Source organism: Thalassovita autumnalis, assembly GCF_001458255.1.
In the GTDB taxonomy this organism is placed as follows: Bacteria; Pseudomonadota; Alphaproteobacteria; order Rhodobacterales; family Rhodobacteraceae; genus Thalassobius; species Thalassobius autumnalis.
In genome coordinates this window covers 94,675-118,051 of the sequence record NZ_CYSB01000026.1, presented here as the reverse complement: position 1 = coordinate 118,051, position 23,377 = coordinate 94,675, and the positions used below count along the sequence as shown (strand labels likewise).

Sequence of the window (23,377 nt, the reverse complement as noted above, 5' to 3'; positions counted from 1 at the left end):
TGATCAGCGCAGCCAAACCTCAACCCGCCGGTTCACCTGACGGCCCCAGGCGCTGTCATCACAGGCCATCGGCATTGCCTCGCCAAACCCTTCGGCGCTGAGGGTCACACGCTCAAAACTGGCGGTCTCCGCCGCTTTGCGCACCGCCGCCAGCACCGTTTCGGCCCGTTTTTGCGCGATGCGCTGGTTGGCTGCAGCCCCGCCGTCGCCATCACTGAACCCGGCAAACACCATGTCGCGGGTGTCATAGAGGCCAGCTTCCAAAGCCTGCGCCAGCAGCTCCACGTTAGACCGTGACTGCGCATCCAACCGGGCCGATCCCGCCTCAAACCGGAAGGACAGCGACAGGCGGCGCTTGTCAGACAGCACCGTCACCATGTCCTGCAGCACCTCCAGCCCGATCTCCTCACCGGCCTGCGCAATGGCATTGGCAAAGCGGTTGCCCTGCGCGTTGATGGCGATTTCTTCCGGCGCCTGATCTGTCAGCCCTGCGCGGCGAATGACCAGTTGCGCCGTGTCTGAGCGGGTGAAGGCGATGAAATCCCGCCCCAGCTTGGGCAGACGGCGCGCAGGCAGGTACAGGAACATCGGCGCGGACAGCGGATAATCCTCGGTCTTCAGGCTCAACCGGTCCGCCTTCAGGCTAAAGCCACAGGCGCCGCTCAGCGCCACCTGTTTGGTCTGGCCATGGCCACTGACACTGGTCAGACCCAGACCAAAGGGATCGCGCAGCACCGCCTCAGACAGGGCCGGATCACTGTCATAGCGCAGGGCACCCTCTGCCACGGCAACACCGGCTGGGGACAGCAGGCGATCCTCCACCACCTGCCACAGACCCGATCCCTGCTGCCGCAGATGCAGGGTGATCGGCGCGTCAGGGCCGCCCAGCTGGTTCCAATTGGTGATCTCACCGGCGATCACCCGGGCCAGATCCGGGGTTGAGATTTTCAGCAGCGGATTGTCCGGCGCCACCACGGGCACCAGCGCATCCAGCGCCAGCACACGGCCCCGGCGCGGGTCGCTCAGATCGCCCAGACCGGCCTCTTTGGCACGGGTCTGTTCCGCGGGCCGCACTTCGCGCAGCGCCATGACGATGTCGGCCTCATTGGCCATCAGATCAAAGAAGCCTTCGTCGGTGTTGCTGAGTTTCAGCGTCAGGATGCCCACAACCCGGCCGGTTGTCCGCTCACTCAGGGTCATCTGCAGCTGGCCCTCCTCAGGATGCGCCCGGCGCACCCGGTAGCCGCTGCGTTCGGCAAAGGCCTGCACCAGCGCGGGCATCAGCACCCGGCCCATGGTGTCGGATCCGGCCAGGGTCAGCTCGGCCACGTAATCTTCCAGATTCGGGCAGGCAGGCCCCTCACACAGCACGCCTGAGCCATCGACGGTCAGCTCACCATAGATGGTCTGGACCCGATAAAACTCACCATCAAACCCCAGGAGGTCGCCTGAGATTTCAACCGTGCCATCGGTGGAGGTCAGGGTCACGTCCTGCGCCCACACTCCAGCGGTCATGCTGACAAGAAAAAGTGCGGCGAGTGTCGCCGCACGCAAAATGATCATTGCTGTGCCCTGCCCGATCTGATCTGCGCCGCTTACTTGGCGGCGATTTTCAGGTCTTGTAACAGGTTTTTCAACAACAGAAAGTCACCAACCGTTTCACAGCCCGGAACCGCCAGCGACAGTTCGCGCACATCCAAGCGGCCGCTCGGGGACCATTGGATCGCTTCGGCCTGAATATCACGGTTGCAGTTGGCCTCGGTCACCTCAGCCTCAATCGACAGCTGGATGTCGCCGCCCTGCGCTGTTGCGGCCGCGACGGTATAGACCTCCGCGCGGTAGCTTTCGGGCAGCGACCGGTCGCCCAGCAGGACAAAGCTGGCGGCGGCCTGTGTGGCATCAAGCGCCCCACTCCAGACGTGGCCAGCATCGCCGTAGCCGGCGCCAAATTCACGGGCGTGCAATTCGATCCCCAGATCGCCCCGCCACTGCGCGGCAGCACGCTGGTAGAGCGGCATATCGGGCACCATGATATGGCCCACAGCGCCGTCACCATTGCTGAAATCTGCGATGAACACAGCGGACTCGGCCAATGCAGGGGCTGTCACAACCAATTGACCCTCCGCATCGCTGATATGGGTGAACATCAGCCCGTTGTGATGAAGGGTCACCCGCTGTTCCGGCAGACAGGGCGCATCGATAGAAATCAGAACCATCGCACCCGGCTGCGGGCTAAGCTGCATCACCGGATCACAGGCGCGCGACGGCACTTCAAGCACTGGCACCTCAAATCCCGGACCATCCAGCTGCGGCGCGGCGGCCAGGCGTTCAACCGGCGCTTCGCCCAGGTCGCCCTCAACCAGGGTTGAGGCAGGCAAATCCGGCGCACTTTCTGGGCTGCCGACGGTCAGGGTGATCCCGGACAGTTCAAACCGGTCATCCTGTGCAGCCACAGGCGCATCAGCGGCCAGACGGGGCGCCTGTGCCGTGCGTTTGCCCGGAACCTCAGCCCCGTTCTGCATCACAAATCCAATGGCGAAAACCATCGAAAGGGATGCGCATCCCATCAGAAATCGGTTTGTCAGAGCCATAGTCACGGCCTCCGGTCATAGATGTACCCAAGGCTGATTTGACCGTTGAAAAGGGGCAGAAAAAGGGCGCAGGCGCGGAGTCTTTGGGGACCCCGCGCCTGCGCCAAATTTCTAGATGTCAGGTGCCGTTAGGCCAGACGACCGTGGCAGTGTTTGAACTTCTTGCCCGAACCACAGGGGCACTGATCGTTGCGGCTGGGATTGCCCCAGGTCGACGGATCGTTTTCGTCAAAGCCTTCGATCGGGTCGCCTGCAGGCTCAGCTGCGGGTGCGCTAGCAGCGGCGGCCTGTTGCTGCATCTGCGCCTGCTGGGCCATCATCTGTTCCATGATGGCGCGCTGCTCATCCTCGGTCATCGGGCGCACCTGGCCCAGCTTCTGCGAAACATCTTCACGCAGACCATCCAGCAGCGATTCAAACAGCTGGAAGCTCTCGGTCTTATATTCGTTCAGCGGGTCGCGCTGCGCATAACCACGGAAGCCCACAACCGACCGCAGGTGTTCCAGCTTCAGCAGATGTTCGCGCCACTTGGCGTCGATGGTCTGCAGCAGGATCTGCTTTTCGATGTTGCGCATGTTTTCCGGGCCAAAGGCTTCGGCTTTTTCAGCCATCGCCTTATCGGCGGCCTCTTCCATACGTTCGGCAATCACGTCACCGTCGACGCCTTCCTCATCACCCCAGGTGATCACAGGCACATCCAGGTTCAGCTTCTCAATCGCCGCAGCATAGAGCCCTTCGGTATCCCACTGGTCAGCGTAGGATTTCGGCGGAATGTGCAGGTCCACCAGATCGTCGATCACCTGATCGCGCATGTCCTTGGCGATTTCCGACAGATCCTCCGCTTCCATGATTTCGCGACGCTGGCTGAAGATCACCTTCCGCTGCTCGTTCATCACGTCATCGAATTTCAGCAGCTGTTTACGAATGTCGAAGTTGCGCCCTTCGACCTTGGCCTGTGCCCGCTCCAGCGATTTGTTGACCCAGGGGTGCACAATCGCTTCGCCTTCTTTCATGCCCAGTTTGGACAGAACAGCATCCAGACGTTCCGAGCCGAAGATGCGCATCAGATCATCTTCCAGCGACAGGAAGAAGACCGAGCGACCGGGATCGCCCTGACGGCCAGAACGGCCGCGCAGCTGGTTGTCGATGCGGCGGCTTTCGTGACGTTCTGTGGCCAGAACAAACAGACCGCCGGCGTCTTTGACCGCCTGCTCATCAGCCTTGTGCGATTCTTCGATCTGATCGCGAATGGCGCTGTGATCGCCTTCGGGGTTGGCGGCGATGGCTTCCATGATCTTGAACTCGACGTTGCCGCCCAGCTTAATATCGGTGCCGCGGCCCGCCATATTGGTGGCAATGGTCACCGCGCCCAGCTTACCGGCATCCGCAACGATCTGCGCTTCCTGTTCGTGCTGACGCGCGTTCAGAACATTGTGCGGCACATCCGCAGCGGTCAGCAGCTGGCTGAGGAATTCGGACTTCTCAATCGAGGTGGTGCCGACCAGAACCGGCTGACCGGCCTCATGGGCCTCTTTGATCGATTTGACCACAGCGTCGAATTTTTCGCGCGCGGTGCGGTAGACCTGATCGTCCTCGTCTTTCCGGGCCACCGGGCGGTTGGTGGGCACTTCGACCACGCCCAGACCGTAAATCTCGGCGAATTCTTCGGCTTCAGTTGCCGCGGTGCCGGTCATGCCGCCCAGTTTGTCATAGAGGCGGAAGTAGTTCTGGAAGGTCACCTGCGCCAGCGTCACGTTTTCGGGCTGAATTTGGCAGCCTTCTTTGGCTTCAATCGCCTGATGCAGACCTTCGGACAGACGGCGCCCGGCCATCATACGGCCGGTGAATTCATCGATCAGCACAACATTGCCGTCGCGCACGATGTAATCTTTGTCTTTGGTGAACAGCTTATGCGCCCGCAGACCCTGGTTCACGTGGTGCACGATGGTGGTGCTTTCGGGGTCATAAAGGCTCTGCTCTTCGGGCAGGATTTCCGCCTTCTGCAGCAGCTGCTCCAAGTATTCGTTGCCCTCATCGGTGAAGGACACGTTCTTGGTTTTTTCGTCCAGCGTATAGTGATCGTCCTGCAGCTGCGGGATGATCTGGTCGATCGAGACGTAGAGTTCGGTCCGGTCCTCGGCAGGGCCCGAGATGATCAGCGGCGTCCGCGCCTCATCGATCAGGATCGAGTCAACTTCATCGACAACCGCGAAATAGTGATCACGCTGCGCCATGTCGGTCAGTTCCGACTTCATGTTGTCGCGCAGGTAGTCAAAGCCCAGCTCATTGTTGGTGGCGTAGGTCACGTCACAGGCGTAGGCCTGTTTCTTCTCATCTTCGGGCTGCTGCGGGTAGACCACACCGGTGGTCATGCCCAGAGCACCGTAGACCTTGCTCATCCATTCGGCGTCACGTTTGGCCAGATAGTCGTTCACGGTCACAATATGAACGCCACGACCGGTCAGTGCGTTCAGATAGGCCGGGAAGGTCGCGACGAGGGTTTTACCCTCACCGGTTTTCATTTCCGAGATATTGCCCTGATGCAGGAAGATGCCGCCCATCAGCTGGGTGTCAAACGCCCGCAGCCCCAGCGACCGCTTGGCCGCTTCGCGACAGTTCGCAAACGCCTCGGGCAGCAGCTTGTCCAGATCTTCACCGGCTTCGACGCGCTTTTTGAACTCGGCCGTCTTTTCGATCAGGGCCTCGTCGGACAGTTTTTCAAACTCGGGTTCCAGCGCGTTGATCTGCTCCACCAACGGGCGGGTTGCCTTGATCTTGCGGTCATTCGGCGTGCCGAAGATCTTCTTGGTAAGCGTTCCGAAACCCAACATTTTCTTTCCGATCCGGTCGTTGACTATAACGTGTGTGGCATTTGCTTGCCGGTTCTTCTTGCAACGCATAAAACAATTGCGAAACCCAGCAATTTAATGGCCTCAAAGCGATGTAAGGGGCGGCTGGTGCAGTGTCAACGTCGCGCACCATTTGCGCGCCTCCAAAGGACCATTCCCATGGCAAATCTCGTGTCAAAACGCCTCACTTTCCTGTCAGCCGCCGCGCTTTCGCTCACTTTGATGATGCCGGCTCAGGCTGAGGAGGCCCCGGGCATCGATACCGTAGTTGCCACGGTGAATGGTGTGGAGATCACCCTGGGCCACATGCTGGCCACTCGGGACGCCCTGCCCGCGCAATATCAGCAGCTGCCCGCTGAAACCCTGTTTCCTGGCATTCTGGACCAGCTGATCCAGCAGACCGTGCTGGCCGAAGCCGCAGGTGACGAACCGAAAGCCGTGGCGATTGCCGTTGAAAACCAGCAGCGCGCCCTGATGGCCAACATCACCCTCGAAGGTGTGGTCGACAGCGCAACCACCGAAGAGGCCCTGCGCGCCGCTTATGACGCGGCCTACAGCAACGTTGAGCCGACCAAGGAATACAACGCCGCCCACATTCTGGTGGAAACCGAAGAGAAAGCGAATGAACTGGTGGCTGAGGCCCGTGGTGGCGCAGATTTCGCGGAGCTGGCCAAGGCAAACTCCACCGGCCCGTCCGGCCCCAACGGTGGTTCGCTGGGTTGGTTCGGTGCCGGCATGATGGTGCCCCCCTTCGAAGAAGCCACTTTCGCGCTGGAGGTTGGGGCCATTTCCGATCCGGTACAAACCCAGTTTGGCTGGCACGTCATCAAGCTGAACGAAACCCGTGATGTTGCCGCCCCCACCTTTGAAGAGGTTGCTGGCGAACTGGCCGGTCAGGTGCAGCAGGAAGCGGTAGAAGCCAAGATCGCCGAACTGACCACCGCTGCGGCTATTGAGCGTGGTGTGGCCGATGGTCTGGACCCCGCGATCCTGAACACCCTGTCGTTTGAGGCGGAATAACCCATGGCTGGAACGATCCCGGTTTCGCCGCTGGCCCCTGCCAGCTTCCCTGAGCTGCCGGTTGTGGCGGGGGCGACATTTGCCGCCACCGCAGCGGGTGTGAAATATCAGGGCCGCACCGATGTGATGCTGGCGCTTTTGCAGCCCGGCACCACAATGGCGGGCGTTTTCACCCGCTCCGCCACGCGGTCGGCCAATGTGCTCGACTGTCAGGCCAAAATCGGCGCTGACAGTGACGCTGGCGCGGCGATCATCGTCAATTCAGGCAACTCCAACGCCTTTACTGGCAAAGCGGGTGAAGGTTCCGTCGCGGCGATCTGCGCGGCAGTAGCGGCCGAAACCGGTCTGCCTGAGGAACGCGTGTTCACCTCCTCCACCGGGGTGATTGGCGAACGTCTGCCGCATGACCGTATCACCAGCAAGATCGCCGAACTGGCCGCCACCCAAGAGGCCGGCGCACTGGAGGCTGCCGCCCAGGCGATCATGACCACCGATACCTTTGCCAAAGGCTCAACCACCACGGTTGAGATTGACGGCACCCCGGTGACCATCGCGGGCATTGCCAAAGGATCCGGCATGGTGGCGCCTGATATGGCCACGATGCTGGTCTATATCTTCACCGATGCGCAGGCGTCGCGTCCGGCGCTGCAGGCGCTGCTGAGCGGTCACACCGATCAGACCTTCAACAACATCACCGTGGACAGCGACACCTCCACCTCGGACACGCTGCTGCTGGCGGCCACCGGGGCCACTGGCGTCAATGTCGATGGCAATGCCGCCTTTGCGGAGGCGCTGCATCAGGTGATGCTGGATCTGGCCCATCAGGTGGTGCGTGACGGCGAAGGCGCGACCAAGTTTGTTGAGGTTCAGGTGACCGGCGCGGCCACGGATGCGGATGCCCGCACTCATGCGATGGCAATTGCCAACTCACCGCTGATCAAAACCGCCGTCGCGGGCGAAGATCCCAACTGGGGCCGGGTTGTCATGGCGATCGGCAAATCCGGAGCCGCGGCAGACCGCGATCTGTTGACCATCCGGTTCGGTGACATTCTGGTGGCGGAAAAGGGCTGGGTGGCCGCAAGCTACACCGAAGAGGCCGGTGCCGCCTATATGAAGGCGCAGGATCTGGTCATTGCGGTGGATCTGGGACTGGGGGACGGCGCATCTACCGCATGGACCTGCGACCTGACCCACGGCTATATCACCATCAACGCTGACTACCGCTCGTAAGGGCGTCAAAACACCAAGGAACCGCTCCTCATGTCTGATCAAGCCGCTGCCCAAACACCTGCGCCAACACCTGCGCCGGTGAACACCGTACTGGTCTCAGCCGTGGCGCTGATCGACAAAGAGGGGCGGATCCTGCTGGCCCAACGGCCCGAAGGCAAATCCATGGCCGGCCTGTGGGAATTTCCCGGCGGCAAGGTGGAGCCGGGCGAAACCCCGGAACATGCGCTGATCCGCGAATTGCAGGAAGAGCTGGGCATCGACACCTGGGAAAGCTGCCTGGCGCCGCTGACCTTTGCCAGCCACTCCTATGAGAAGTTCCACCTGCTGATGCCGCTCTTTGCCTGCCGCAAGTGGGAAGGTATCCCGCAGCCACGCGAAGGGCAGGTTCTGAAGTGGGTCCGGCCCACCGATCTGCGCGATTACCCGATGCCGCCCGCAGATATCCCGCTGATCCCTATCCTGCGCGACTGGCTGTAAGGTCCACGCAAGTCCCTGCGATGGCACAATAATTTACGTTCACGTCAACCTGACGCCGCGTATGGTCTGTACCCGTCGGTATAGACCAAGGGCCAAAGTTATCATTTCCTCTATTTTTTAAGCATGTTTCGTGTATTTTTGTGCGGTCTTTGGTGGGGATTTGAGACATGATTAAAACAATCGTAATCGGAAAATACGTTTCCGTGCAGGGCTGCTTCGTCAAGCATCTGCCCGGCGGAAAGATGATGGTGCGCGTTGGCAACCGCCTGTTCGCAGGCACACCTGTCAAGTCACACGCTGCTTAACGCCACACGCGCTGCACCAACATCCATAAACGAAAAAAGGGAAAGCCGTCTGGCTTTCCCTTTTCTTTTCGTCGGCCATCCGGGCCGTGAGGCAAGCTGTTAGTCCAGCTTGCGCTCAATCTCTTCACGCTCAAAGATTTCGATGACGTCATCCGGGCGGATATCATCGTAGTTCTCAAACGCCATGCCGCATTCCTGACCGGACAGCACTTCTTTGACTTCGTCCTTGAAGCGCTTCAGCGTCTTCAGCGTGCCCTCGTGGATCACCACGTTGTCGCGCAGCAGGCGGACGCCTGCGGAACGACGTGCCACACCTTCGGTGACCAGACAGCCGGCAACCTTGCCAACACCGGTAACCTTGAAGACCTCTTTGATCTGCGCGTAACCGATGAAGTTTTCGCGGATCTCGGCCGACAGCAGGCCCGAGGCCGCCGCTTTCACGTCATCCACCAGGTCATAGATCACCGAGTAGTAGCGGATCTCCACACCCTTCTGGTTGGCGGTGTTGCGGGCCGATGCGTTGGCACGGACGTTAAAGCCCATGATCGGCGCGCCCGAGGCTTCTGCCAGACCAACATCGGTTTCGGTGATCGCACCCACACCGTAGTGCAGAACGCGCACGCGCACCTCTTCGTTGCCGATCTTTTCCATCGCCTGAACGATGGCTTCGGCCGAACCCTGCACATCCGCTTTGACGAGGATCGGCAGTTCCTGCACGTTCTCATCTTCTTTGGCTTTCTGCATCAGCTGTTCCAGCGTTGCAGCAGCGCCAGCGGCGGCACGTTTCTCTTTGGCGGCGTTATGGCGGTATTCCGCAATCTCACGCGCCTGAGCTTCGGTTTCAACAACGTTCAGAACGTCACCCGCTTCGGGGGTCCCGTTCAGGCCCAGCACCTCAACCGGCACCGAGGGGCCAGCTTCTTTGACGCGGGCGCCTTTGTCGTCGACCAGCGCACGGACCTTACCGTACTGCTCACCCACAACGAAGATATCGCCCTGCTTCAGCGTACCCTTCTGCACCAGAACAGTGGCAACCGGACCGCGGCCAACATCCAGCTGCGCCTCGATTACGGCACCTTCGGCGGCGCGGTCGGGGTTTGCTTTCAGTTCCAGGATCTCAGCCTGCAGCGCGATGGCGTCCAGCAGTTCATCAAGGCCCTGACCGGTGATGGCCGACACCTCAACGTCCTGCACGTCACCGGACATTTCTTCAACGATCACTTCGTGTTGCAGCAGTTCCGCACGCACTTTCTGCGGATCGGCGGCCGGACGGTCGATCTTGTTGATCGCCACGATCATCGGCACTTCGGCCGCTTTGGCGTGGTTGATCGCTTCGATAGTCTGCGGCATGACCGAATCATCGGCCGCCACAACCAGAACCACGATGTCTGTCACCTGAGCACCGCGCGAGCGCATCGAGGTGAAGGCCGCGTGGCCCGGCGTATCCAGGAACGACAGAACCGCGCCATTGTCGGTGGTCACCTGATACGCACCGATGTGCTGGGTGATGCCGCCGGCTTCGCCGGACACAACCTTGGCATTACGGATCGCATCCAGAAGCGAGGTTTTACCGTGGTCAACGTGGCCCATGATGGTCACAACCGGCGGACGCGGCTTCAGATCATCATCGCTCTCTTCAACCTGCTGCAGCACGTCTTCGACGTCTGCATCCGAAACACGCTGGATATTGTGGCCGAACTCTTCAACGATCAGTTCTGCAGTGTCGGCGTCAATCGTCTGGTTCTGCGTGACCATCATGCCCATTTTCATGAGCGATTTCACAACGTCAGCCACACGTTCAGCCATGCGGTTCGCCAGTTCCGAAACCACGATGGCCTCAGGCACCTGCACGTCACGCACAACCTTTTCACGCTCAACCGGTGCGCCCATTGCCTTCTGGCGGGCACGTTCCTGCTTACGCTTCATCGCAGCCATCGACTTCTGACGGCCACCTTCGCCACCGGTCAGGGCCTGGTTGACGGTCAGCTTACCGGAACGACGGTTGTCGCCACGGCCTTTGCCGCGACCACGATCATCACGCTCTTTCTTGCGCTCGGGCGTAGCGGACGACGGCGCAGCCTTGAGATTGCGCGCGGGTGCGGCAGCCTCTTTCTTGGGCTGAGCTGCTTCAGCAGCAGCGCGCTTGGCGGCCTCTTCGGCCTCTTTCTTCTTGCGCGCTTCCTCTTCGGCCTTGGCCTTGAGAGCAGCTTCGCGCTCACGCTCTTCGCGTTCTTTGGCTTCCGCTTCTTCGCGGCGGCGGCGGCGCTCTTCTTCGCGGGCCTTTTCTTCGGCTTCGCGTTTTGCAGCTTCCTCTACCTCACGGGCTTTGGCCGCCTGCAGCGCGCGCATACGGCGCTCCATTTCCGCGTCGGAGATACCCGCCGGACGTTTCGAGGGATCGCCCCCAGCCTGGCCGGGGCGGCCACCACCGGGTTTAGCGGCGCCGGGCTTGGGAACCACCACGCGCTTGCGCTTGGTTTCCACCACGACGTTTTTGGTACGGCCATGGCTGAAGCTCTGCTTCACATTACCGGCGCGCGGGCCGCCACGAACTCCCAAAGTCTTTTTACCGTCGTTCTCGCTCATCTGGCTCTCTTCATCCTTTCCGGCGGTCATCGTCGCCGCCCTGGGTGCGTATACCCTTAAGTCTTGCGGCTTCCTCTACTACACGCTGGGTCAAACCACCAGCGCCTAGGGCCACATGAATTACAGTTTGTCGCCCAAAAGCCTGTCCCAGCTCATCTGCGGTGAGCCAGCCAATGAACGAACCACCTTCCGGTGTGCGCAGTTTCGACTTGCCGCGGCCGGATCCGTCTGAGGCCTGGATCAGCACTTCGGCGTAATCCTTGACCAACCAGTCCTTGACCTTTTCAAAGCCGGTGACCGCCTCGCCAGTTTTACGGGCAAGACTGATCAGATCGATAACGCGCCGTACGAGGCCCGCTTCCACCAGCTCAGGCAGGGTGTCAGGCACCTTCACCTGCTGTTTTGCACCGCGGGCAAAGACACCTTTCTTCGTCGCCTGAGAAAGCGCGGCCCGGTCAGAACTGACCCAGATCCCGCGCCCCGGCAGCTTTTCGGCCAGATCCGGAACGATATCACCGTCCGGACCCACGACGAAGCGGATCAACCCATATTTAGGCTGTACCTCGCCGGTTACAACACACTTGCGCTCAGGACCTTCACTGCGATCCTTATTTTTTCCGCCGCGGCTCATGCGACAAGCCTCCGAGGCCTGAAAATCAGGCCTCGGCCTCCTCTGCGCCGTCTTCGCCTTCGGCCTCTTCGGCCTCAGCTTCCAGCTCAGCTGGGTCAACCCAGCCCAGGGTGATACGGGCGGTCATGATCAGGTCCTGTGCCGCTTCCAGCGTCACGCCGAAGGGCTCCAGCGTGCCTTCGTCTTTGACGCGTTCGCCGTTGACGGTGGTCCAGCCACCAGCCAGTTCCCAGTCCGCGCAGGTGGCGAAGTCCTCAAGGGTCTTCACGTCATCCTCGGCCAGCGCCTGGATCATCTGCGGGGTCAGACCTTCGAAGCCAAACAGGCTGTCTTCGACGCCCAGTTCCTTGGCGCGTTCGATGGCGGCATTGGCCTGCGCTTCCAGATAGTCACGGGCACGGGCCTGCAGTTCGTTGGCGGTGTCTTCGTCTACACCGTCGATGACCAGCAGTTCGTCGATTTCAACGTAAGCCACCTCTTCGAGGTTGGTGAAACCTTCGGCAACCAGCAGCTGCGCAAAGAACTCATCCACGTCCAGCGTGTCCACGAACAGCTTGGTGCGCTCTTCGAACTCTTTCTGACGGCGTGCCGATTCGTCCGATTCGGTCATGATGTCGATGTCCAGACCGGTCAGCTGCGAGGCCAGACGCACGTTCTGACCGCGACGGCCAATGGCCAGGCTCAGCTGATCGTCAGGCACAACAACTTCGATGCGCTCGGCGTCTTCATCCAGAACAACCTTGGAAACCTCTGCCGGCTGCAGCGCGTTCACCAGGAAAGTGGGAACATCTTCGTTCCACGGGATGATGTCGATCTTTTCGCCCTGCAGCTCGTTCACAACGGCCTGCACACGGCTGCCGCGCATACCCACACAGGCACCAACCGGATCAATCGAGTTGTCGAAGGACACAACCGCGATCTTTGCGCGCGAACCGGGGTCACGGGCCACGGCTTTGATCTCAATGATGCCGTCATAGATTTCCGGCACTTCCATTTTGAACAGTTCAGCCATGAATTCCGGTGCAGTCCGGCTGAGGAAGATCTGATGGCCACGCGGCTCACGGCGTACATCCTTGATGTAGCAGCGCACGCGGTCATTCGGGCGGTAGCTTTCGCGGCCGATCTTTTCGTTACGACGCAGCGACCCTTCGCCACGGCCGTTCAGATCCACAACAACGTTGCCAAACTCTTCGCGTTTGACGGTGGCGTTGATGATGGTTCCAACCTTGTCTTTGTATTCTTCGAACTGACGGTCGCGCTCAGCTTCGCGCACCTTCTGCAGGATCACCTGTTTGGCCGACTGTGCCGCGATCCGGCCCAGTTCAACCGGCGGCACTTCTTCAACGAAGGTGTCGCCAACAACCGGGTCAGCCATATACTGTTTGGCCTGCTCAACGGTCATTTCTGCCTGGTAGTTCTCCAGCTCTTCATCTTCGACCACGGTGCGCACACGGGTGAAGGTGGCGCGGCCGGTTTTGCGGTCGATCGAGACGCGGATGTCCATTTCGGCGCCGTAACGCGACTTGGCCGCACGGGCCAGCGATTCTTCCATCGCTTCAACCACCAGACCGGGGTCGATCATCTTTTCGCGGGCCACGGCCTCAGCGGTTTGCAAAAGCTCCAGCTGGTTTGCAGAGGTAATTGCCATCTTTATTCGTCCTCCTGAGAACCGGATTCGTCGGTTTCGATCTCGTCAAATTCTTCTTCGTTGATCAGGCCAGCGTCTTTGCGCTGCTTCAACATTTCCTTGATCAGCTCATCGGTCAGAACCAGTTTGGCATCAGACAGCCAGTCAAAGTTCAGACCTACGGTCACTTCTTCGTCGCCACGCTCAAGGTTGATCAGAACCTCATCGCCCTCAACGCCGGCCAGCACACCTTTGAAACGGCGCTGCCCATCGATCAGTTCGGTGGTCTCGATCTTGACCTCATAGCCCTCATAGGTCTCAAAATCCTTGAGACGGGTCAGCGGGCGGTCAATGCCGGGGCTCGACACTTCCAGAACGTATTGATCCAGAATCGGATCCTCCACGTCCAGAATGGCCGATACGGCGGTGGAAATCTTGGCACATTCGTCCACTTCGATGCCACCTTCAGGGCGCTCTGCCATGATCTGCAGGGTGGCGGTCTTGCCGCTCATCAGACGGATGCGCACCAGTTCAAATCCCATGTCTTCCACAACAGGGGAGATGATTTCTGCAAGGCGCCGATCCATCGCGGCTTTGGCTATCAGGTCGTTGGTCATATCATCCAAACACAAAAAAACGGGCCCGCGGCCCGTCGATCTTTCCCGGTGGAGCGTTGATCTCAACGCGCCGCTGTTGAGGGCGATATACGCCCCTTTCCCGGGTAAATCAAGTCCTGCCCAGATGCAGTTTCTCGTGCTTGCCCTGCATTGACCTGCCACCCTAAATGCCATCGTGGAATTGTTAAACGATTTGAAGGACAAGCCAATGCCCGAACACACAAGAGATGAGCTGGTCATGTCCTATCTGCGGGTGCGTCAGGCGCTGGGATGGCTGGGGGTTGGCCTGCCGCTTGTGCTGATCCTGGGCGGATTGCTGGCGGGAACAGGGATTCTGCCGTCGGTCAGCGATTATTATCATTCCGTGATGCGCGACATTTTTGTGGGCTGCCTCTTTGCCATCGGCGTGTTCCTGATTTCCTACAAGGGTCACCCCCTGAAAGAAGGCGAACGGTTTTCGGACGATATTGTCACCACAATTGCCGGCATCGCCGCCTTTGGCGTGGCGCTGTTCCCGAATGAGGCCGGCGGGCGCATCAACCCCGAAACCCTGTCACAAGAACTGATCGGCTTCAGCGCTGCCGCGATGGGGCACTATCTGTCGGGGGTGATCTTTCTGGGGTCGCTGACCTATTTCTGTCTGGTGAAATTCGCCCGCACAGCCAAACCATTTCGCCGCCACATCTATCGCGCCTGTGGCGGCTTCATCGTGCTGGGCGGCGTGGTGGCGACCATCGCCTCACTCATCAAACTTAACGGCCCAGCGCCATTGGCTGCCTGGGTGGTTGAGCTGCGGTTAATCTTCTGGATCGAAGCCCTGGGCATTCTGGCCTTCGGAATATCGTGGCTGGTCAAGGGGCAAGCCCAGTTTGACATGGTCAAATCGGTCCTGATCCGCCGTAAACTGTAACCAAGCCACCAGTAACGATCGTTAAGATTCACCGGTTGTTAAGCAATTCCCCGGACAACTGAGGGGGGCCGCTGCAAGGCGCGCCCGTCTGAGCCGGAGGATACTGTGCCCAATGACCTGACACTGGAACTGCTGCAGGCCCATCATCGCTGCCGCCAAACCCTGGGCTATCTGGGTCTGGCGCTGCCGATGCTGCTGGTCTTCGGGGGGATCATGTCAGATGTGGGGGTGCTGCCCTCGGTCAGTGACTACTATCATTCCGCCCTGCGCGACCTTTTGGTGGGGGCGCTTTTTGCTACGGGCATTGTTCTGTGCACACAGGTGCGCCCGTTACGGCTGGCCTCCTCGGCGGGCAGTGCGCTGGTGCCGGTGGCCGGGATGGCGGCACTGGGTGTCGCCCTGTTTCCCAACGAAAGCGGCGCCGGGACCCACAGCCTGACCCGCACGCTGATCGGGGTAAAACCCGCAGCGATGGGGCATTACCTGTCGGCGATTCTGTTTCTGGCCGGGCTGGCCTACCTGTGCCTGATCCGTTTCCCCATTGGGGCACCGGCCTGGGCCAGCCTACTGTTTCGCAGCTGCGGCTGGCTGATCCTTTGCGGTGGTGTTCTGGCAACGCTGGCCTCCATCACAAAACTGATCGGCCCTGAGGCAGCGCAGCAGTTCGTGCTGCGCCACAATCTTGTTTTCTGGATTGAGGCGATGGGGATCTGGGCCTTTGGCCTCAGTTGGCTGGTCAAAGACCACTGCGATATGGCCACTTTGCAGGCCAGCCGTGCAGATCAGTCGTCACGCCATTTCAGATCCCGATGGGAACCATCGCAAAAGGGTTTGTTCCCCGACTGACCACAGCGGCACAGCACGTATTTATCGGCACTCATCCCCTCACCCTGTGGCGGTGCGGGGGCGGTGACATCATGCACCCAATAGGGGCCGTTTTTCTCAATCGCCACCTGTGTGACCTCAGAGATCAGATGTTCACGCGCCTCAGCGCTGCCCAGCGCAAGGGCCCCGGACGGACAGGCGGCAACAACTGCGCGCACCTCATCCACTGTGCCCCTGTCGGGCTGCACCCAGGGTTTCTGCGCCGGATTGAAAATGTGACTGGCCAAACGCCCGCATTCCGCCGCGTGGGAACACAGCATCGGGTTATAAGTCACCGTGGCCTCGGCCCCCTCATAAGCAATCAACCGATCCCGTCCCGAGGGTTTGCCGACCCCATCGTCAAACCCGGCCGCGACATGGGAACCATCACAAAAGGGTTTTGATTTCGACTGGCCACAGCGGCACAGCGCCATGACCTCTTTGACCTCAACCTCAGACCCATCCGGGCCGGTCATGCGCGTTACCCCTTTGACCACCAAGGGGCCGTTCGGGCGGGTTTCTACGCTGGGTTTGTCGCTCATGCTGGCTCCTCTCGCTGGCGTCTCGACACCAGAGAGCCTAGCGCAGATGCGCAAGGAAACCAGTATTAAGGGGATCGGAAGGCCGGCTTAGTCCAGCCCGCCCTCTTCGGCGATTTGATCCATCGCGCGGACCAATTCAGCGCTGATGCCCGGTTCGCTGAGCGCATGACCAGCGTTGCGGATCATACGCAGATCCGCATTTGGCCAACCGCGCGCCAGTTTCCACGCGGCCTCGGGCGGGCAGATCATGTCATAGCGCCCCTGCACAATCACCCCGGGGATATGGGCGATCTTGGGCAGATCCCGCAAGATCTGGCCGTCTTCCTCCAGGAAGGCGCCATGGCGGAAATAGTGGTTTTCCAGCCGGGCAAAGGCACGGGCATATTCCCCCGGGCTGTCGCCGCCATAGCCGTTGGAATAGACCGAGGCTAGGGCGTTTTCCCATTCCGCCCAGGCCTTGGCGTATTTGGTCTGCACCTGCAGATCAGGACCAAACAGCCGCTTGTGATAGGCCGCGATATAATCATCCTGTTCCTCCGCCGGGATCAGATCGGCAAACCGCGCCCAGGTTTCAGGCCAGAACTTGCCGGCGCCGCCGCCATAGAACCAATCCAGCTCACTCTGCGTCGCCAGAAAGACGCCGCGCAGGATCAGCCCTTTGACCGCCTCCGGGTGGCTCTGGGCGTAGATCAGCGCCAGGGTTGCCCCCCAGCTGCCGCCAAACACGAACCATTCGTCAATCTCAAGCGTTTCGCGGATCAACTCAATATCCGCCACCAGATGCCAGGTGGTGTTATTCTCGACCGAGGCATGCGGGCGCGACCGGCCACAGCCGCGCTGATCAAACAGGATGATTCGGTAGTAGCGCGGATCAAAATAGCGCCGCATCGCCGGGCTGCAGCCACCACCGGGGCCCCCATGCAGGACCACCACCGGCACCCCTTGCGGATTGCCGGATTGTTCCAGATAAACCTTGTGACCATCGCCCACGTCCAGCATACGCTGATCGAAAGGATCAATCGGCGGATGCAGGTAATGTACTGCGCTTTTTTGGCCCGAGAATCTGTCCATAACCGTCCTATATAGTGGCGCAGACCTAAAAGAGCATATGGAGAGCAGAATGCAAACCGCTCAGACCACCGTTGACCCGTCAGAAGTCGCCAAATTCGAAGCCATGGCGGCGGAATGGTGGGATCCCAAAGGCAAGTTCAAGCCGCTGCACCTGATGAATCCCTGCCGGTTGGACTACATCACCCGCCAGATCGCAAGTGAGTTTAACCGCGACCTCAGCACCGATCGCCCCTTTGAAGGGCTGCGTCTGTTGGACATCGGCTGTGGTGGTGGATTGCTAAGTGAACCGATGGCCCGGCTGGGCGCTACCGTGGTGGGTGCAGATGCGGCAGCTGGCAACATTCCGGTGGCCCAGGTCCACGCCGAACAATCGGGGCTAGAGATCGATTATCGCAACGTGACCGCCGAGGCGCTGGCTGAAGCTGGCGAACAGTTTGACGTGGTGCTGAACATGGAAGTGGTGGAACACGTCGCCGATCCGCAGGCCTATCTGACCGCCTGCCAGCAGCTGCTGAAACCCGGGGGGCTGATGGTCTGTTCCACCATCAATCGCAATCCCAAAAGCTTTGCCATGGCCATTGTCGGCGCGGAATACATCATGCGCTGGCTGCCCAAAGGCACCCATGAATGGCACAAGTTCATCACCCCAGATGAACTGGTCAGCCTAATCCAGAACGCGGGCCTGGAACCCGTGGATCGCAAAGGGTTTGTGTTCAACCCGGTCAGCTGGCAGTGGAAAATTTCAGACCGCGATCTGTCGGTGAACTATGTCACCGCCAGCGTGAAGCCATAGCCAATTTTTTAAGCATTTTTGGAACATTGAAAGGCAAGTGAAATGGGTTTTATCCCTGAGGGTCACACCCTGTTTGTGATCGACATTGAATACACCGTTGAGATGGAGGCTGTGGCGCCGCATCTGGACGCACATATGGCGTTTGTCGCCAAGGGGTATGAGGATGGTCTGTTTCTGGCCTCAGGCGCCAAGGTGCCGCGCACCGGTGGGGTCATCATTGCCCAAGGCGCCTCACGCAGTGCGGTTGAGGCCCTGATGGCTGAGGATCCGTTCAGCAAAGCGGGGATTGTGCAGCTCACCATCACCGAGTTTGTGGGGCGCAATCTGGCGGATGTGCTAAAGTAGGCGCGGCCACAACGTACCTATACAAGAGTGCAGTGTAACTGCACTCCTGCGATGTTGAGCTAAAGCCTGATCTCTTTAAGACTTTTCCTGAGTTTTGCGAATTGAGATTGGACGTTTGCCATGCCTACTGACACCGCCCCAAGCCTCCCGGTTTTATTGGTCTGCGCCTGCGATGTGCAGCGCCTTGCGCTGGCTGAACATCTGGAAGCGATCAATCTGGAGGTGGCTGGCACCTCAGATTTTGACGCTGCCATTACAACCGTGGTGCAAACCGCCGCGCAATGGGCAGCCCTGACCGTTTTTCTGGATGACCTTCTGGACCGGGACACGGTGCTGGAAACGCTGCGCAACATGCGCCACCTGATCCCAAACCTGCCGGTGATCGTAATCTGCACCCAGCAGTCACACGATATTTTTGGCCTTGAGGCGCTGGATCTTTGCGATGTGAAACTGCGCACGCCACTACGGCGTGAAAGCTTACAAAGTGCCATGCTGCAGGCACAGCTGAACAATCGGATGCATCAAACCCGGGCCATGCAACCCAGCCTGTGAGGATCAGTCGTCTTCCAGCTTCAGGCGCAGTTCGCGCAGGATCGGCAGCACCGCCCGCACCTTGTCTTCGCCCAGCTCACTGACCAGTTCACTGATCATCGGGGAAATCGCCGCAAGAGCCGCATCCCGCGCCTGCCGTCCGGCCGGGCTGATCGCCACCATCTTGCGCCGGGCATCATCCCAGTCGGGACGAATGTGAACATATCCCGCCCATTCCAACTTGCTGAGCGTGTTGGTCATCGCGCCGCGCGTCACATGGAAGCTTTTGGCCAACTGCGCCGGGGTGCGTTCATCGCCAGCCCGGGCCAATTGGTTCAGTACCGAAAAATGTGAGATTTCCATGCCCTTAGGCAGCACTTTGGACAGCCGGTTGCGCACCAGCTGATCCGCCGTCAGCAATTCGCTGAACAGCGCAATGGCCAAAGGGTATGGGTCGCTGCTCACGGGGTTTCGAACTCTCGCGTGTGGGTGAGGGACGGAACCTTCTGCCGCGCCTCTTCGACAGCACTGGTATCAAGATCCACGAAGGTGACGCAAGGCTCATCGCCCGCCTCTGCCAGAACTTCGCCCCAAGGGCTAATCGCAATGGAATGTCCGTGGGTTTTCCGCACCTTGCCATTGTGGCTGTCATGGCTGCCGCATTGCGCAGGCGCCAGAACATAGGCGGTGTTTTCAATCGCCCGGGCGCGCAACAGCGGTTCCCAATGGGCCTGACCGGTGACCGGGCTGAAGGCCGCCGGGGCGGTCAGGATGGTGGCACCATGGTCGGTGAGGGTGCGATGCAGATAGGGGAAGCGCACATCATAGCAGATGGTCATGCCCAGCCTGCCAAAGGGCACCTCAGCGGTCACCGCACGGCTGCCCGGGCGATAACCATCGGATTCGCGGTAGGTCTCGGTCGGGCTGACCTGCACATCGAACATGTGGATCTTGTCATACCAGGCTTTGATGCTGCCATCCGGCGCGATCAGGAATGAGCGATTGGCAAACCGGCCATCCGCATCCTGCGTTTTCAGCGCGAGGGAGCCGATCAACAGCCAGATACCATGCTCAGCCGCAGAGTCGCGCAGGCCCTTGAGGGTCTGATCCTCATCCTGATGCTGCAGCACCTCTTGCTGATGGCGGCGCGATGAGGACAGGCAATTCGTTACCTCTGGCGTTAGCACAAACTGCGCGCCGCCCAGCGCCGCCTCACGGATGAAGCCTTGGGTGATCGGCAGGTTTGCTGCCGGATCATCCGAGGCGTTGAGTTGCACAAGTGCGGTCTTGGTGATCATGCCTCAGGCCGCCAGCATCGGGTCAAGCTTGCCCGCGCTTTCCAGCGCATAAAGGTCATCGCAACCGCCCACATGCACATCATCGATAAAGATCTGCGGCACGGTGCGGCCGCCATTGGCGCGCTCAATCATTTTCGGCTTCAACGCCGGGTCGGTCAGCACGTTGTATTCGGTGAACTCAACCCCCTTTTCCTTCAGCAGGCGTTTGGCGGCATGGCAAAACCCACAAAGCGGGGAGGAGTAGATTTCTACATTCGGCATCTGGCGTTTCCTACAATCGGGCCTGATCTGTCATGTTCTCAGGCGTTTCCAGATATGTAGGGAGATTTTTGCGCCCGCGCCAGTAACAGAACGGATAGGTGAGATGCACCCGCTGCAAGGCAGGCCTCAGACACCGCGGCCAGGGTGGCCCCGCTGGTCATCACATCATCCACCAGACAGACCGGACGACCTATCAGCCGGTGCCGCCTGCGGGGATGAATGCGAAAGGCGCCCTGCATCTCAGCAAATCGCGCCTCACGCCCCTGCCCCTTGGTCGATTGCGTAGCGCGCAACCGCTGCACCAGATCGGGGCAATAGGCATGGCCGGTATAGTGCGCCAAGGCCTCCGCCAGCAGCGCCGCCTGATTGAAACGCCGTTTGAGCATCCGTGTCCAATGCAGCGGCACCGGGGTGATCAGCGTCTCGGGCAGCAGCACCGGCACCGCCACCTGCGCCATCCATCGGGCGGCAATTGGTACGATGTCCTGACGATCACCATGTTTTAGTGCCATAACCAACTGCCGCCCCTGCCCTTCATACAGCAACGCGGCGCGCCCCCGCTGCCAGGGGCGTTCCACCCGCAGACAGTCATCACACCGTTCTGCTTGATCCGATTCGCCCGGCAACGGCACGCCGCATTGATCGCAGACCAACCCGCCGATGAATTGCACCTCACGCCAGCAAGTCGGGCACAGTCCGGCCTCACTTTCCACCATTCCACCGCAGCCAAGACACCGGGGCGGGTAAATCACCCGCAGCGCTGTTTGAATTGTGGGCCAAGCCATTCTATCTACGCCCCATGAGTGATTTCCAGATGCCACCCCCTTCGGCCAGTGAGACGCCGCGCCTGACAGACCGCGCCGCACTGACCCGCAACCGCGCCCGTGCCCTAAAAGCCGATGCCCCTGCACTGTTCCTGCAGGAGGCTGCGATCGAAGAGGTCCAGCATCGTCTGCAAATGGTTAACAGAACGTTTACGAATCGCGCCGTGGTCACTGGGTTTCCTGCGCTCTGGCAGGCGGCCTTCCCCGAGGCACGGGTTGTCAGCGACGATGAGATCTTGGATCTGGAGGTCGGCGCCTATGATCTGGTGATCCATGCCATGGCGCTGCATTGGGCCAATGATCCGGTGGGTCAGTTGATCCAATGCCGTCGCGCGTTGCGCCCTGATGGGTTCTTCCTGGGGGTTGGCTTTGGTGGCCAAACCCTTGCCGAATTGCGCGCCGCCCTGGCTGAGGCTGAAGTTGCTGTGGCCGGTGGCCTGTCGCCCCGCGTGGTGCCTATGGCAGAGATTCGCGATCTTGGCGCACTGTTGCAACGGGCCGGTCTTGCCCTGCCGGTAGCGGACAATCTGGCGCTGGATGTCAGCTACCAAACCGCCTTTCACCTTATGCGGGACCTCCGCGCGATGGGCGAGGCCAACGCGCTACAGGCCCGGCTGCGTCATCCAACCAAACCTGCTGTGTTGCGCCGTGCCGCCGAGATCTATCAGGATCACCATGCCGACGGGGATGGCCGCATTCACGCCACCTATGAGCTGGTCTTCCTCACCGGTTGGGCCCCAGATGACAGCCAGCCACAACCGTTGCGTCCCGGATCTGCGACACAGCGTCTTGCCGAAGCGTTAGGAACACAGGAAACCAAGCTGCCGGATTGACCTGTGGCGCGAAGCGTTTATGTCCCTAACGAACGCCGCACTGGCGACAAGGTAGACGACGAAGGACGCGATGATGCTGGACGCTCAGACTACAGCCACCAAACCGGAACATGCCGATCAGGATCACCCCAAGGTTCCAACACCGAAAATCGGCGTATTGCTGGCAAATCTGGGCACCCCAGATAACACCGACTACTGGTCGATGCGCCGCTATCTGAATGAGTTCCTGTCGGACAAACGCGTGATCGATCTGCCGTCCTGGAAATGGCAGCCGCTGTTGCAGCTGATCATTCTGACAAAACGGCCGTTTTCTTCGGGTGAGGCCTATCGGTCTATCTGGAACGAAGAGGCAGACGAAAGCCCGCTGCTGACCATTACCAAGGACCAGACCGCCGCGATGGCGAAACGGATGCAGGACCGCTATGGCGACGGTGTCATGGTCGATTTCTGCATGCGCTACGGCAACCCGTCGACCGACTCCAAGGTGCGTGAAATGGTGGCCGCGGGCTGCACCAAGATCCTGTTCTTCCCGCTCTATCCGCAATATGCGGGCGCCACGATGGCCACGGCGAACGATCAGTTCTTCCGCGCGCTGATGAAAGAGACCTATCAGCCCGCCGCCCGCACCGTGCCGGAGTATTTTGACAACACCGCCTATATTGAGGCCTTGGCGACCTCCATCGAGGAGGCCTATGCCGCCGCGGAGAGCAAGCCGGAAATGCTGGTGGTGTCCTATCACGGCATGCCGAAACGCTATCTGATGCAGGGCGATCCCTATCACTGCAAATGTCAGAAACAGACCCGCCTGCTGAAAGAGCGGCTGGGCTGGGATGACACGCAGATTAAAACCACCTTCCAGTCGGTTTTCGGCCGCGAAGAATGGCTGCGCCCCTACACCGTGGAAGAGGTGGCGCGTCTGGCCAAGGAAGAGGGTAAGAAACACATTGCCGTGGTGGCGCCTGCCTTCTCAGCCGATTGCATCGAAACGCTGGAAGAGATCAACGAAGAGATCAAAGAAAGCTTCGAAGAGGCCGGTGGTGAACATTTCACCTATATCCCCTGCCTCAATGATCGCGATGACCATATGGATGCCCTGGCGCAGATCGTCGAAGACAACCTGAAGGGCTGGATCGACCCAAAGGGTTAAACTGCGATCCCGTCACAAGGCAGTA

The 23,377-nt window shown here is 60.0% G+C and carries 24 protein-coding genes; 11 read left to right on the top strand and 13 right to left on the bottom strand.

Annotation, left to right across the window (positions count from 1 at the left end; translation table 11 throughout):
* Nucleotides 1-3 precede the first annotated feature (3 nt).
* From TL5118_RS08680 to secA, 3 genes are all read right to left on the bottom strand, one after another.
* A complete protein-coding gene (locus TL5118_RS08680; RefSeq protein WP_058242525.1) occupies nt 4-1,563 on the bottom strand; it encodes a phosphate ABC transporter substrate-binding/OmpA family protein in 1,560 nt (519 codons plus the stop codon).
* Between the two features lie 32 nt (nt 1,564-1,595).
* A complete protein-coding gene (locus TL5118_RS08675) occupies nt 1,596-2,591 on the bottom strand; it encodes a hypothetical protein (protein WP_058242524.1) in 996 nt (331 codons plus the stop codon).
* A 128-nt stretch (nt 2,592-2,719) separates the two neighbouring features.
* The gene (gene secA / locus TL5118_RS08670) at nt 2,720-5,422 is read right to left on the bottom strand and encodes a preprotein translocase subunit SecA (RefSeq protein WP_058242523.1); all 2,703 of its coding nucleotides are present in this window, start codon (nt 5,420-5,422) and stop codon (nt 2,720-2,722) included.
* 177 nt (nt 5,423-5,599) lie between these two features.
* Here secA and TL5118_RS08665 point away from each other — a divergent pair, with 177 nt between their 5' ends.
* The 4 genes from TL5118_RS08665 to TL5118_RS21365 all read left to right on the top strand — a co-directional run bounded on the left by TL5118_RS08665 (nt 5,600) and on the right by TL5118_RS21365 (nt 8,472).
* A complete protein-coding gene (locus tag TL5118_RS08665; RefSeq protein WP_306345404.1) occupies nt 5,600-6,460 on the top strand; it encodes a peptidylprolyl isomerase in 861 nt (286 codons plus the stop codon).
* Between the two features lie 3 nt (nt 6,461-6,463).
* The gene (argJ, locus tag TL5118_RS08660; RefSeq protein WP_058242522.1) at nt 6,464-7,690 is read left to right on the top strand and encodes a bifunctional glutamate N-acetyltransferase/amino-acid acetyltransferase ArgJ; all 1,227 of its coding nucleotides are present in this window, start codon (nt 6,464-6,466) and stop codon (nt 7,688-7,690) included.
* 78 nt (nt 7,691-7,768) lie between these two features.
* On the top strand, nt 7,769-8,167 hold the full coding sequence (gene mutT / locus TL5118_RS08655) for an 8-oxo-dGTP diphosphatase MutT (protein WP_058242632.1): 399 nt from the start codon (nt 7,769-7,771) through the stop codon (nt 8,165-8,167).
* A gap of 167 nt (nt 8,168-8,334) precedes the next feature.
* A complete protein-coding gene (locus TL5118_RS21365; protein WP_165590034.1) occupies nt 8,335-8,472 on the top strand; it encodes a hypothetical protein in 138 nt (45 codons plus the stop codon).
* Nucleotides 8,473-8,571: 99 nt separating this feature from the next.
* Here the strand turns inward: TL5118_RS21365 and infB are convergent, their stop codons facing one another.
* From infB to rimP, 4 genes are read right to left on the bottom strand one after another with little or no spacing between them, the layout of a single operon-like run.
* On the bottom strand, nt 8,572-11,058 hold the full coding sequence (gene infB, locus TL5118_RS08650; protein ID WP_058242631.1) for a translation initiation factor IF-2: 2,487 nt from the start codon (nt 11,056-11,058) through the stop codon (nt 8,572-8,574).
* Between the two features lie 10 nt (nt 11,059-11,068).
* The gene (locus tag TL5118_RS08645) at nt 11,069-11,689 is read right to left on the bottom strand and encodes an RNA-binding protein (protein WP_058242521.1); all 621 of its coding nucleotides are present in this window, start codon (nt 11,687-11,689) and stop codon (nt 11,069-11,071) included.
* 25 nt (nt 11,690-11,714) lie between these two features.
* Complete coding sequence (gene nusA / locus TL5118_RS08640) at nt 11,715-13,337, bottom strand: transcription termination factor NusA (RefSeq protein WP_058242520.1); 1,623 nt, start codon at nt 13,335-13,337, stop codon at nt 11,715-11,717.
* A gap of 2 nt (nt 13,338-13,339) precedes the next feature.
* Entirely contained in the window at nt 13,340-13,933 is a 594-nt protein-coding gene (gene rimP / locus TL5118_RS08635) for a ribosome maturation factor RimP (RefSeq protein WP_058242630.1), read from the bottom strand.
* A gap of 208 nt (nt 13,934-14,141) precedes the next feature.
* Between rimP and TL5118_RS08630 the strand changes: the two genes are divergently transcribed.
* Complete coding sequence (locus tag TL5118_RS08630; protein ID WP_058242519.1) at nt 14,142-14,843, top strand: hypothetical protein; 702 nt, start codon at nt 14,142-14,144, stop codon at nt 14,841-14,843.
* A gap of 105 nt (nt 14,844-14,948) precedes the next feature.
* Entirely contained in the window at nt 14,949-15,689 is a 741-nt protein-coding gene (locus TL5118_RS08625; protein ID WP_058242518.1) for a hypothetical protein, read from the top strand.
* Here the strand turns inward: TL5118_RS08625 and TL5118_RS08620 are convergent.
* Together TL5118_RS08620 and pip are read right to left on the bottom strand one after the other, a co-directional pair.
* A complete protein-coding gene (locus tag TL5118_RS08620; protein WP_058242517.1) occupies nt 15,626-16,249 on the bottom strand; it encodes a CDGSH iron-sulfur domain-containing protein in 624 nt (207 codons plus the stop codon). The two genes, TL5118_RS08625 and TL5118_RS08620, sit on opposite strands and share 64 nt — an antisense overlap.
* Before the next feature lie 87 nt (nt 16,250-16,336).
* Nucleotides 16,337-17,320, bottom strand: coding sequence for a prolyl aminopeptidase (gene pip, locus TL5118_RS08615; protein ID WP_058242516.1), 984 nt, complete (start codon nt 17,318-17,320; stop codon nt 16,337-16,339).
* A 49-nt stretch (nt 17,321-17,369) separates the two neighbouring features.
* Between pip and ubiG the strand changes: the two genes are divergently transcribed.
* From ubiG to TL5118_RS08600, 3 genes are all read left to right on the top strand, one after another.
* On the top strand, nt 17,370-18,113 hold the full coding sequence (gene ubiG, locus TL5118_RS08610; RefSeq protein ID WP_058242515.1) for a bifunctional 2-polyprenyl-6-hydroxyphenol methylase/3-demethylubiquinol 3-O-methyltransferase UbiG: 744 nt from the start codon (nt 17,370-17,372) through the stop codon (nt 18,111-18,113).
* A 42-nt stretch (nt 18,114-18,155) separates the two neighbouring features.
* Nucleotides 18,156-18,458: a YciI family protein gene (locus tag TL5118_RS08605; protein WP_179945277.1), complete on the top strand. Its 303-nt coding sequence runs from the start codon at nt 18,156-18,158 to the stop codon at nt 18,456-18,458.
* A gap of 120 nt (nt 18,459-18,578) precedes the next feature.
* Nucleotides 18,579-19,010, top strand: a complete 432-nt coding sequence (locus TL5118_RS08600) for a DNA-binding transcriptional response regulator (protein WP_131727426.1) — start codon at nt 18,579-18,581, stop codon at nt 19,008-19,010.
* 3 nt (nt 19,011-19,013) lie between these two features.
* Here the strand turns inward: TL5118_RS08600 and TL5118_RS08595 are convergent, their stop codons facing one another.
* The 4 genes from TL5118_RS08595 to TL5118_RS08580 are packed head-to-tail and all read right to left on the bottom strand — an operon-like array spanning nt 19,014 to nt 21,333.
* Nucleotides 19,014-19,454 (bottom strand): MarR family winged helix-turn-helix transcriptional regulator, encoded by a 441-nt coding sequence (locus TL5118_RS08595; RefSeq protein ID WP_058242513.1) that lies wholly within the window; start codon nt 19,452-19,454, stop codon nt 19,014-19,016.
* Entirely contained in the window at nt 19,451-20,287 is an 837-nt protein-coding gene (locus tag TL5118_RS08590) for a carbon-nitrogen hydrolase family protein (protein WP_058242512.1), read from the bottom strand. Before TL5118_RS08590 ends, TL5118_RS08595 begins: the two co-directional genes overlap by 4 nt.
* Nucleotides 20,288-20,290: 3 nt before the next feature.
* Nucleotides 20,291-20,548 carry a glutaredoxin 3 gene (gene grxC / locus TL5118_RS08585; RefSeq protein ID WP_058242511.1) on the bottom strand — a complete coding sequence of 86 codons (258 nt, stop codon included), beginning with the start codon at nt 20,546-20,548 and terminating at the stop codon, nt 20,291-20,293.
* A gap of 38 nt (nt 20,549-20,586) precedes the next feature.
* Nucleotides 20,587-21,333, bottom strand: a complete 747-nt coding sequence (locus tag TL5118_RS08580; RefSeq protein WP_058242510.1) for a ComF family protein — start codon at nt 21,331-21,333, stop codon at nt 20,587-20,589.
* A gap of 29 nt (nt 21,334-21,362) precedes the next feature.
* On the opposite strand from TL5118_RS08580, the gene TL5118_RS08575 reads away from it, so the two are divergent.
* Nucleotides 21,363-22,205 carry a methyltransferase domain-containing protein gene (locus TL5118_RS08575; RefSeq protein ID WP_058242628.1) on the top strand — a complete coding sequence of 281 codons (843 nt, stop codon included), beginning with the start codon at nt 21,363-21,365 and terminating at the stop codon, nt 22,203-22,205.
* 73 nt (nt 22,206-22,278) lie between these two features.
* The gene (hemH, locus tag TL5118_RS08570; RefSeq protein ID WP_058242509.1) at nt 22,279-23,352 is read left to right on the top strand and encodes a ferrochelatase; all 1,074 of its coding nucleotides are present in this window, start codon (nt 22,279-22,281) and stop codon (nt 23,350-23,352) included.
* Nucleotides 23,353-23,377: the final 25 nt, after the last annotated feature.